At 64.6% G+C, this 3419-nt stretch carries 4 protein-coding genes; 3 read left to right on the top strand and 1 reads right to left on the bottom strand.

Annotation, left to right across the window (positions count from 1 at the left end; translation table 11 throughout):
- The first annotated feature begins 24 nt into the window (after positions 1-24).
- Positions 25-1158 (top strand): A/G-specific adenine glycosylase, encoded by a 1134-nt coding sequence (gene mutY, locus EOA60_RS24715; protein WP_095823792.1) that lies wholly within the window; start codon positions 25-27, stop codon positions 1156-1158.
- A 10-nt stretch (positions 1159-1168) separates the two neighbouring features.
- A complete protein-coding gene (locus EOA60_RS24710; RefSeq protein ID WP_095823793.1) occupies positions 1169-1780 on the top strand; it encodes an HAD family phosphatase in 612 nt (203 codons plus the stop codon).
- A gap of 45 nt (positions 1781-1825) precedes the next feature.
- Here EOA60_RS24710 and EOA60_RS24705 read toward each other — a convergent pair whose 3' ends face one another.
- Positions 1826-2959: a site-specific DNA-methyltransferase gene (locus EOA60_RS24705; RefSeq protein ID WP_095800288.1), complete on the bottom strand. Its 1134-nt coding sequence runs from the start codon at positions 2957-2959 to the stop codon at positions 1826-1828.
- Between the two features lie 175 nt (positions 2960-3134).
- Here EOA60_RS24705 and EOA60_RS24700 point away from each other — a divergent pair.
- Positions 3135-3419: HAD family phosphatase (locus tag EOA60_RS24700; RefSeq protein WP_164899510.1), on the top strand; the 285-nt coding region annotated here is incomplete at its 3' end.

Below are 3419 nucleotides of genomic sequence, written 5' to 3'. Positions count from 1 at the left end.
CTCCGATCCTAACTCGCCCGATCAATGGCACCGCAAGACCAGACCCGCAAGGCCGCAGCCGAGAAGTGCGTATCCGGAGATAGCAGCATCGCCGTCCGCCTGCTTGCCTGGTACGACGCGCATCACCGCAACCTGCCCTGGCGCGTGACGCCGAGTGCGTTCTCGCGTGGGACAAAACCCGACCCTTATCGCGTCTGGCTCTCCGAGGTCATGCTGCAGCAGACCACGGTCGAGGCGGTGAAAGCCTATTTCCGGACGTTTGTCGAGAAATGGCCGACCGTCGAGGCGCTGGCGGCAGCGCCGGCCGAGGAGGTCATGAAGGCCTGGGCCGGGCTCGGCTATTACTCGAGGGCACGCAATCTCAAAGCCTGCGCCGATCTCGTGGCGCAGCGGGGCGGCCGCTTTCCCGACACCGAGGCAGGATTGAAGGAATTGCCGGGCATCGGCGCCTACACGGCGGCCGCCATCGCGGCGATCGCCTTCGACCGGCCTGCCGCCGTCGTCGACGGCAATGTCGAGCGTGTCATCTCGCGGCTCTATTCGGTGGAGACGCCGCTCAGCGAGGCCAAGCCGGAAATCCGAGCGCTGGTCGAGAAGCTCGTGCCAGGTGCAAGGCCCGGCGATTTCGCCCAGGCGATGATGGATCTCGGCGCAACGATCTGCACGCCGCGGCGGCCGCGCTGCATGCTGTGCCCGCTGCGCGAGGATTGCAGCGCGATCCTGTCAGGCGATCCGGAGCGCTTTCCAGTCCGCCTGCCCAAGGGCGACAAGCCGCTCAGGCGCGGTGCTGCCTTTGTCGCTCAACGCGATGACGGCGCCATCCTGCTGCGCAAACGGCCGGACAAGGGGCTGCTCGGCGGCATGACCGAGGTGCCGACCACGGCGTGGACGGCGCGGGCCGACGGCGCTACGACGGCGGACGCAGCGCCCATTTCGGCCGACTGGCGGCGCGCCGGGCGGATCGGCCATGTCTTCACCCATTTCGCGCTCGAACTCGACGTCTTCCATGCCCACATCAGGGGTGATGCGCCCAACGGGCATTTCTGGTCGCTAGCCCACGAAATTCCCGGGGAAGCGCTGCCCACCGTCATGAAAAAGGTAATCGAGGCAGCGATACCGGGCGCAACCAAAAAGCAAGCCCCGCTGCGCCCGCGTTGAAAGGACCGCAATGACTGACATCCGCCACATCGTGTTCGATATCGGCAAGGTGCTGATCCACTACGATCCGGACCTTCCGTTCAGCCGGCTGATCCCGGATGCCGAGGAGCGGAAATGGTTCTTCGACAATGTCTGCACCAGCGCCTGGAACATCGAGCAGGATCGCGGCCGCACCTGGCAAGACGCCGAGGCGCTGCTGATCTCCGAACACCCCGATCACGCCGAGAACATCCGCAACTTCCGCCGCTGCTGGCACGAGATGGTGCCGCATGCCTATGACGACAGCGTCGCCATCATGGTCGGCCTTATCGACAGGGGCCGCGATGTGACCATGCTGACCAATTTCGCCGCCGACACGTTCGCCGAAGCCCGCCGGCGCTTCGACTTTCTCAATCGGCCGCGCGGCGTCACGGTCTCGGGCGAGATCGGCCTGATCAAGCCGGACCAGGCCATCTACGACCGTCACGTCGCATCCTTCGACCTGGAGCCGGCCGCCACACTCTTCATCGACGACAGCCAGAAGAATGTCGACGGCGCCAAGGCCGCCGGCTGGCAGGCGGTGCTGTTCACCGATGCCAAGGCGCTTCAAGCGGATCTTGAACGGCTCGGGATTGCGGCCTGAACTGAATCACTTGCGGCAATCGGTTGAGCTTTCGATTCAAGCGGATCAGCCGCCTGCCCGCTCCATTCCGAGGCGGGCGATGCGGCGCAATTCGTCGATCGGGGTGAGGCCGCCGCTGCGCTCATAGTGCCAGAAGGTCCAGCCGTTGCAGGCGTCCAAACCCTGCACCTCGGCGCCGATCTTGTGGATCGAGCCGGCGCTGTCGCCGATGGCCAGCGTGCCGTCGGCGCGCACCTTGGCCGCCCAGCGCTTCTTGGCGTCGTAAAGTGTGGCGCCCGGCGCCACCAGGCCGGTGTCGATCAGGCTTATGAAGGCGACGCGCGGCTCGGCGCGCTTGCCGGACAGCACGGTGAGGTCGGCCTCATCCAGCGGGCGCACGGCGGCGATGCGCTCATTGGCGGCATCGATGTAGGATTGCTCGCGCTCGATGCCGACGAAGTGACGGCCGAGGCGCTTGGCGACCGCACCCGTGGTGCCCGAGCCGAAGAAGGGATCGAGCACGACATCGCCCGGCTTGGTCGAGGCCATCATGATGCGGGCCAGCAGCGCTTCCGGCTTCTGCGTGGGATGCAGCTTGTTGCCGTTCTCGTCTTTCAGGCGCTCGGCGCCGGTGCAGATCGGGAAAAGCCAGTCCGAGCGCATCTGCAAATCGTCATTCGAGGCCTTCAGCGCTTCGTAGTTGAAGGTGTAGCCCTTGGACTTCTGGTCGCGCGAGGCCCAGATCATCGTCTCATGGGCGTTCTGGAAGCGGCGGCCGCGGAAATTCGGCATCGGGTTGGTCTTGCGCCAGACGACGTCGTTCAGGATCCAGAAGCCGAGATCCTGCATCCTGGCACCGACGCGGAAGATGTTGTGGTAAGAGCCAATCACCCAGATCGTGCCATTGGGCTTCAGCACGCGTCGCGCGGCAAGCAGCCAGGCGCGGGTGAAGGCGTCATAGGCCTCAAAACTCTCGAACCGGTCCCAGTCGTCGTCGACGGCGTCCACCTTGGACTGGTCGGGCCGATGCAGGTCGCCGTCGAGTTGCAGGTTGTAAGGCGGATCGGCGAAGATAACGTCGATCGACTTTTCGGGCAGCCTGTCGAGGGCGGCGACGCAGTCGCCTTTGAGGATCGTGTCCAGCCATTCGGACTGCTGGGGAGCGTGGGAAAGCTCGTCGAGAAGACGCACGGCAGACATCAAAACACCCAAAGCACGCGTTACGATTTACTGGCCGTTATGGTTACCGATCAGCGTAAACATTCGGTGAAGGTCGGGCGAGAGCCTGCGCCACTGATTTGCGAACATCGGCCCATTGGTGTATGCCGCGCCGCTTGGGCCAGTCAGGCCATTTTCCTCCCAGCTTCGGATTGCCATGCCCCAGCCAGACCTTGTCATCTTTGATTGCGACGGCGTGCTCGTCGATTCCGAAATCATCGCCGCGCGCGTCGAGGCCGAGCTTCTGACATCGGCCGGATACGAGATTTCGCCGGAGGAGCTTGCCGAGACCTATGCCGGACTGACCTTCAAGGACATCCTGATGCGGGTCGAGGAGAAATCTCACCTTCCCTTCCAGGCCTCGCTGATCGACCGCGCCGAGGAACTCGTCGATCGCAAGCTGCGCAGCGACGTGCGCATCATCGACGGCGCACGCGAGGCG

Source organism: Mesorhizobium sp. M1A.F.Ca.IN.020.06.1.1, from assembly GCF_004023265.1.
Classification (GTDB): Bacteria; Pseudomonadota; Alphaproteobacteria; order Rhizobiales; family Rhizobiaceae; genus Mesorhizobium.
This window is presented reverse-complemented; position numbering and strand designations above follow the sequence as displayed.

What these genes read in the sequence shown, in the direction of transcription:
- mutY (WP_095823792.1), top strand. Translation starts at nt 25, where the DNA reads ATGGCACCGCAAGACCAGACCCGCAAGGCCGCAGCCGAGAAGTGCGTA.
- EOA60_RS24710 (WP_095823793.1), top strand. Translation starts at nt 1,169, where the DNA reads ATGACTGACATCCGCCACATCGTGTTCGATATCGGCAAGGTGCTGATC.
- EOA60_RS24705 (WP_095800288.1), bottom strand. Translation starts at nt 2,959, where the DNA reads ATGTCTGCCGTGCGTCTTCTCGACGAGCTTTCCCACGCTCCCCAGCAG.